This window comes from Bacillus sp. EB600 (assembly GCF_024494385.1).
Lineage (GTDB): Bacteria > Bacillota > Bacilli > Bacillales > Cytobacillaceae > JAEVLT01.
In genome coordinates, this window is record NZ_JAEVLT010000034.1 from 42,931 (window position 1) to 48,930 (window position 6,000).

At 37.5% G+C, this 6,000-nt stretch carries 5 protein-coding genes and 1 pseudogene; 3 read left to right on the forward strand and 3 right to left on the reverse strand.

The window, feature by feature from the left end:
- The first annotated feature begins 437 nt into the window (after positions 1–437).
- Both JN080_RS22920 and JN080_RS22925 read left to right on the forward strand, forming a co-directional pair.
- Entirely contained in the window at positions 438–629 is a 192-nt protein-coding gene (locus JN080_RS22920) for a hypothetical protein (RefSeq protein ID WP_256238296.1), read from the forward strand.
- Positions 630–1,027: 398 nt separating this feature from the next.
- Complete coding sequence (locus tag JN080_RS22925) at positions 1,028–2,323, forward strand: serine hydrolase (RefSeq protein ID WP_375141739.1); 1,296 nt, start codon at positions 1,028–1,030, stop codon at positions 2,321–2,323.
- A 360-nt stretch (positions 2,324–2,683) separates the two neighbouring features.
- Here JN080_RS22925 and JN080_RS22930 read toward each other — a convergent pair.
- The 3 genes and pseudogenes from JN080_RS22930 to JN080_RS22940 all read right to left on the reverse strand — a co-directional run.
- Positions 2,684–3,535 (reverse strand): annotated as a pseudogene (locus JN080_RS22930) (IS110 family RNA-guided transposase); the annotation flags it as partial.
- A gap of 24 nt (positions 3,536–3,559) precedes the next feature.
- Positions 3,560–4,024: a hypothetical protein gene (locus JN080_RS22935; RefSeq protein ID WP_256238299.1), complete on the reverse strand. Its 465-nt coding sequence runs from the start codon at positions 4,022–4,024 to the stop codon at positions 3,560–3,562.
- Positions 4,025–4,880: 856 nt separating this feature from the next.
- Entirely contained in the window at positions 4,881–5,090 is a 210-nt protein-coding gene (locus JN080_RS22940; protein ID WP_256238300.1) for a DUF5316 family protein, read from the reverse strand.
- A 677-nt stretch (positions 5,091–5,767) separates the two neighbouring features.
- On the opposite strand from JN080_RS22940, the gene JN080_RS22945 reads away from it, so the two are divergent.
- The coding region (locus JN080_RS22945) for a zincin-like metallopeptidase domain-containing protein (RefSeq protein ID WP_256238301.1) at positions 5,768–6,000 on the forward strand (233 nt) is incomplete at its 3' end.

The window sequence follows — 6,000 nt, forward strand, 5'->3', positions numbered from 1 at the left end:
ATTTTTATAATAAGAACATGTTTCGGGTGGCAGTATACAGACTGATCAGAAAGCAAAGAACGCTTTCTGTCATTCTGTACGTGTCGCTTCGGCATTAATGGCCCGATAACTACGGATTGTAAAGAAACGATCCGTAGGTTCCTGTTCCATTTGCAGCTAACACCGCCATACCGAACGAGCCAAAAACCTAAGACCTTGGGCTCCTCGCCCAAACCCAGCCAACGGCAGCCCGTTGGATCGCTTTATTTGCTTGGGCCAGGTTTATCTCCTTCTTTGTTCTCCTCATTGTAATCGTTTGCTCATTAGGGCAGTCAAGGGTGCTACGCTACGCTTCGCAAAGTCGTGAACTTTTTTAAGAAGAGCGCTTAAAAAACTTCACAAACTTCAAGCCCGTTGGAAAGATTTAGAGTGGTCAAACAAAAAAGGAGTGATGGAGAATGAAAATAAGTTGTCATGAGTTGCAGGTAGCAAAATTAAGCACAGGTTATTATGTAGGAAGATTTTTTCAAGAAGATGAGGCCAATACACTATTTGTTCGACTCACTGATGATTTCATTGACAAACAAGAAGCCATCGAGTGGCTCGAATCCATCCTGGAAGAAATCACAGAGAGGAATGAGGGGGACTGAGTTCTCCCTTTTTCTTTTTTCGTTTAAAAAGTGTACCGTACACGCTGGAAAATTCCCGGCTAACGCCAGGAATCGTGTCGCTTGCTTCGCTTTGCTACTATGATTAGAAAGAAGTGGAAGTAGTCTGTCCTTTTTGCAATGGAACAATGCGTCAGGCGAGAAAAGATCCAAGTGAATAATCTTCACTTGGGTCGTGATTTAAGTTGCGTTAGCGATTTTGTTCTTTGCTAATGGTCTCTAATTAACAAGTAATTTAGACCCGAGTAATTTGCCGGATATAGAAGGAAAACGCCTCGAGGCTCTTTCTAGTCACTTGTGAGGGACTTGTGATAAAATAGGCAAAGTGTAATAATTCCTTGGAGGACGTTAACGTGAATAACCGTGTTTTAAAGAGTTGTATGGCCGGTGCAATGGCACTTGTTTTATTTTTCAGCATTTTCACCAGTATGGGTACAGCCCATGCACAAGTAGATTTAAATGTACATGCTAGTGGTGCTATATTAGTTGATGGAAAAACAGGAAGAGTTTTATATGACCAAAATGCTGACACTCTGCATGGAATTGCCAGCATGACCAAAATGCTGACTGAATATATGCTGTTGGATGACATTAAAAAAGGAAAGGTAAGCTGGGATCAGACCTATACAGTCGATGACCTGGTTTATAAAATCTCTCAAGATCCCAGTCTATCAAACGTTCCGCTGCGCCAAGGCGGCCAATACACCGTAAAGGAATTGTATCAGGCAATGGCAATATATTCCGCCGATGCGGCAGCGATTGCTTTAGCGGAAATCATGGGCGGATCGGAAACAAACTTCGTCAAAATGATGAATGCTGAAGCGCAGAAATTAGGATTAAAACATTATAAATTTGTTAACTCTACCGGATTAAATAATGCTGATTACAAAGGTATGCAGCCGGTAGTAGGTGGCCCGACTGATGAAAATGTTATGTCAGCCCGTGACGTGGCAACATTAGCTTTCTGCCTTATAAATGACTTTCCTGAGATTTTAAAGACATCCAGCATTCCGACATTGACATTCGCCGCAGGAACGAAAGATCAGATTGTCATGAAGAACTGGAACTGGATGCTGCCATCATTAATTTACGCCTATCCGGGTATGGACGGGCTTAAAACAGGCACTACCGATTTTGCGGGTTATTGCTTTACCGGTACGGCCAGCCGCAACGGTATTAGGTTTATTACCGTAGTCCAAAATGCTACTGATGCTAGCGGAAAAGGCGGCTATAAGGCCCGGTTTGCAGAGACAAGAAAAATGTTGAACTATGCTTTTAGCAACTATTCAAAAGTACAAATGGTTCCTAAGCATTATCAGATAAAGGGTGATGAAACTGTTCCTGTAAGTAACGGAAGCAGCAATCAAGTTCCGGTTTACACTAAATCAGCTCTTTCCATGGTAGTCCAAAGCGGTGAGAAAAAGGACTTTAAACCAGTATTAGTGCTTGATAAATCGAAAGTCGACAGCAGTGGGAAACTAATAGCGCCAATTAAAAAAGGTGAAAAGATTGGATATTTAACCTTTGTATCGAAATCGGGCCAATCCATCAGCTATTTAACACCACAGGGTCAAAAGAAAGCCGAGGTTGATGTTGTAGCTGCTCAGGATGACAACAAAGCTAATTGGTTCATCATGATTATGAGAGGAATTGGCGGTTTCTTCAGCAATACATGACATAAGATTTTTCACTAAAAAGAAGTTATTACTTACTATTCTCAGAAATTGACTTTTTAAAAGAAGGATTCCTGCCTTGACAGGAATCCTTTTTTGTTCTTTAGAATAACGATAAAAAGTCAAAGTTAAAAATCTAAAAAACATTGCCTTGGACGGCAGCACTACAAACTGATCAGGAAAGCAAAGAACGCTTTCTGTCATTCTGTACGTGTCGATTCGACATTAAACCAGCTAATAGTTTGTCAATATTTTTCAATAAAAACTTAAAATATTTCATGCTATACTAAATTTAGACATGCCAAATAACCTTCCAAGGATTTATATTTGGAAAGTTTTGGGATATTTAGTTGTATCTTTAAACTAGGCTAGATCTTGGAAAGCTGATTTGCTTTTTAAAAGTGCATAAATCCAATGTAAAAGTTTATTGGCACATGCTATTACAGCTACTTTAAAGGGTTTTCCTTCTTCACGTTTCTTATCATAAAACTCTCGTAATCGCTTGTTACGAGGAATGATTTCATCTGTCGTTTTCTTCTTGCGACAATCACGAATGGCACATTTAACAGCCATATACAAGGCGTGTCGTAGTCTGCTAGAGCCTCTTTTGGTAATTCGATTTAGAGTACCTTTGAATGTACCAGATTCGAATACACTTGGATCAATTCCGGCAAAGGCAACTAGTTTCTTAGGGTGATTAAACCGATCAATTTCCCCAATTTCAGAAATAATCGTTGCTGCGATTTTTTCACCGATACCGGGGATGGATTGGATAATTTTATATTCTTCAATACTTTTCGCTAAAGCATCTATCTCATCTTCAAGCTTAGATAGATGTTTTTTGTATTCAAGAAGCATTTTGATATACATATTTAGGCTCAGAATAAGGCTAGGATATAAGGCTTCCTGAAATGGGTTTTGAGTTGCGGCAGCTATCAGTTTTTCTGCCTGACTGTTTGCCCATGTTTGCGAACGGCTTTTACATAATTCTTTTATTTTGTTAGCGATTGTTTCTTCTCCAACCTTCAAGACTTCTTCTGAAGTAGGAAACGCTTGTAAAGTCAGTAATGAAACATCCGAATATAAGGCCCCAAAAACCCCGCAGTATTCAGGAAACACCTGATCTAGAACTGTCTGAAATTGTAGTTTAGTTTGTACAAACATGCCTGTAATATTTTCATGTTGTCTTGTAAGATTAACAGGCACATTTAAAAGAAGACTTTGATCACTATCAAAGAGCTAAAGACCTGTATGATCAGTGGGATATACTATATAAGGAATCACATGCTGCTCAGGAAGAAGATGAATTATCAAATTCCCAGAATTGGCAAAAAATCTCAAAGAAAGCAGGTGATCCCGACATAAGAGCCTATATGTATCAGCATTATGGAACAGGATATATGCCATATCCTTACGGAACCCATATTGGATACGGATACTCAGTCCCATTGTCATTGTACCATCACTACCATCCTCACCATCATCCTCATCATATGGCTCATTATCTTGGAAGCCCAAGTGGCCCAACTTTTGCCGTTCCCCTGCAGGCAGCGGTCCGGTAGCAAAACGCGGAATCCCAAACTTATCTTTTTTAATAACAAGAAAACCCATTCTGGTTCCTGTAAGAATGGGTTTTCCAACTGCCAAATTCCTAGGGGAAATTCGGCTAATCTTATTTTGGGCTAAAAATATTAAGAAATACATTCGATAAAAATCCTTTTTAATGGTTACTTTAGTCGAAAAAGTATCAGCTGCATTTCTTTTTTGTAGGATCGCAAAGCAGCTGATAAGTGAAGAGATAGTATGGGGACAAAGTTTGTTTATAGGTTTAATTTTTTAATTAAAACATCCATCCCGGAGAGTAAGGGTACTCCAGAATGGATGTGTGCCGTAAAGAAAGGACGTTAAAACATATTAAAAACACCTACACTTTTCTTAGTCATACGTATAAATATAAAATAACGTCTATCTATATTAACTACCCCTTATTTAACAGGGGTCTTAACTTTCTTTATAAAGGCTTTAATAATTCTAAACTGTGCTAAAAATCTTCTTGAACTATGGTTCTATAGTTTAAAAATATTAGCTTCGTCTGCGGCTTTTTTTTTTTGCCCCAGTTAAAAATTCAATGTAACATAATAGAGGTTTTGTTACATTGGACAAATTTAAAATTCCTTTTTCTTAAGCCTTGCGATTAACTCGAACACTCACACATGATTACTTTAATATAAAAAACCCATTCTGGTTCCTGTATGAATGGGTTTTCTACTGGCCAAATTCTAGGGGGAATTTGGCTGATCTTATTTTGGACTTAAGATATTAAAAGTATACAACAACAAAAAAATATTTTTTAACGGTTGCTTTAATTGAAAAAGTATCAGCTAACACGTATACTGTAGCTTTTTATGGAGAAGTGATGAAAAAACGAATAGAACTTAATACATAAAAAGTTACATTCAGCTTGTTCTTTGAGTAGAACGTTTATTAAAGGTGCATAACTTAAAAGTTTTGAGTGAAAAAGGCGAAGTACTAAAATAAGGACATCAACTGATGTCATAACTTAGATTCGAAAGTAAAGAAATACTGATATAGCTAGAAACATAATACCAAAGAGTCCACTCCACCAAGCTATATTGGTTCTAAAACGTCTATGACTACTTGTTTCAGAATGAAAATTCGCTCGTTGTTGATCTCCACTTGTCCATCCTCCTAAAAATATCCCAGAAACAACAATACAGATGATACCAATCCAGAAGCTTACTACCATCATTGTGATATCCCCTTTTTGTTGTATTTTACCGTGAAGGAGCCAGTAGATGTTTGAAGATTCCTTATGCATACTCCACACATTCCAGTTATGTTAATTGATTTTATCTTTATTAACTTTTAATATTTCCTTTAATGTTGAATGGATATTATTAAGGCTTATTAATATACCACCTAACATAACGAAGGATGAGATTGGAATACGATGGGGAAGTTCATACATATTTACAACCTTACGTTCCTGGCCAAAAAAGAGAAAAGTAAAAATGACTATGCATATAAAAAATGTATGTACATAATATGGATTGGAACAATCATGAATGAAATAAGACTTATAAACAAAAAATCTCCCCCTCAAGGTGAAGTGACCCAATGAGTTGTTTTTTCTAGTCCAACTTATTGGGGGTCAGATCACGGCGGGGGATTTTTTTTACTAGCGTTTTTGAAAAATGGGAAGGTAAAAAGAAATCAAAATGAATAAATTATACAAATCTAGTTTACATAAAGCCAACTCGGGAGTTAGACAAATTTAAACCCCCTTGGCGCTTAAGGGGGTTTAAATTTGTCTATTTTTCTGGTTGATGCATGGTTTTATACATTCCAGTTATATCAATAATTTGGGGGATGTTTTGAATCGGCTCCTATGGCTGATTTTGCATAAAATCCTGTATAAAAAAACGGATGGTTATTTGCTCACAAGAAGTTGTTCAAGAACACTATGATCAATTTGAATTTATCAGTATAGACCATATAAACATCCCACCGATGAAGGATTTTAGACAAGTTGAAGAATATTACGCCACGACCTTCCACGAGTGCATACACAGCACAGGCCATGTCAGCAGATTAAAAAGAATCGGAGTCACGTCAGCTACAGCCCATTTTGGATCAGAAGAATATACACAAGAAGAACC